Annotated in this window: 2 protein-coding genes; both read left to right on the forward strand. The window is 75.4% G+C overall.

What is annotated here, in order from left to right; translation table 11 throughout:
- A partial coding sequence (locus tag NON22_RS24530; RefSeq protein ID WP_257389601.1) for a sulfotransferase occupies nucleotides 1-929 on the forward strand: 929 nt, incomplete at its 5' end.
- A partial coding sequence (locus tag NON22_RS24535; RefSeq protein WP_257389602.1) for a hypothetical protein occupies nucleotides 926-1,212 on the forward strand: 287 nt, incomplete at its 3' end. The genes NON22_RS24530 and NON22_RS24535, both read left to right, overlap by 4 nt.

Here is a 1,212-nt window from a genome sequence, read left to right on the forward strand (position 1 = left end):
CGCTGCGCGGCACGACCGCGCGACACATGCGCGAGCGGCTGCGCGAGGTGCAGCGGAAACCGCCGCGCCGTGCCGCGCCGCCGCGGCGCAGCGGCCATGGCCTCGTCGTGCTCGGCATGCATCGCTCGGGCACTTCGTGCGTGGCCGGGCTGCTGCATCTGCTCGGCGCCTATGGGGGCCGGCCCGGCAGCTTCCTGCGCGAACCGCGCGAGAACGCACGCGGCTTCCTCGAGCGCGGCGACCTGCACCTGGCCTGCGTGGCCGCACTGCGCCGGCGCGGCGGCGACTGGTCGGTGCCGCTGGGCTGGGGCGACGCTGCCGTGTCCGCGGCACGCGCGCAGCTGCGCACCGACTGGGCGACGATCCATGACGAACTCGCCGCGCAGGCACCGTGGTTCGTCAAGGAACCGCGCCTGTGCCTGCTCTTCGACGAGATCGCCGACACCGTCGAACAGCCGGTGTTCGTCCACGTCGTGCGCGCGCCGACGGCCGCCGCGGCCTCGGTGCAGCGCCGCGACGGCCTGACCGCGCCGCATGCGCTCGCGCTCTGGGAACACTACAACCACGCTGCGGCGGCGGTCGCCGCGCGCGGTCGCGGCCTCGTGCTGGATTACCATTGCCTGTTGCAGCAGCCGCGCGAACAGTTGCAGCGTCTGCGGCAGCGGCTGCAGGACTGCGGCGTGCAGGGCCTGCGCCGTCCCGACGACGAGGAAATCGCCGCCTGGGTCGGCGCCGAACTCGCGCGGCAGCGTCATGCGCGCGAGCCGCAGCCGAATGCCGGACAGCAGGCGCTGTGGTTCGCGCTGCAGGAGCGTGCGGCCGACCGCGACGCGGCGCTGCCGCCGCCGTCGGCCGCGGGCACCGCGCTGCTGCAACAGATTGCCGTCGAACACCGCGCGCGCCTGCGCGCCGAACAGGAATCGCAATGACCGACGCCGCCGCCAACCCGGCCTTGCCGCACCGCCTGGACTGGGATGGGGGCCTGCTGCGCCTGGGCGCGGCGCCGGGCGCCGAGGTCGAGATCTGGCTCGACGCCCAGCCGTATGCGCGACTGCGCGCCGACACGGCCGGCGTCGCCGAGCTCGCGCTGCCGCTCGCGCCGAACGGACGCGAGCGGATCAATCTGCAGCTGCGCGCCGGCATGCAGCAGTCGGCCACGGTCGCGCTGTCGTTCGGCCGGCCGGGCCTGGCCCGCGCCGCCGCGGTGCTGCC

Source organism: Tahibacter caeni, from assembly GCF_024609805.1.
Lineage (GTDB): Bacteria > Pseudomonadota > Gammaproteobacteria > Xanthomonadales > Rhodanobacteraceae > Tahibacter > Tahibacter caeni.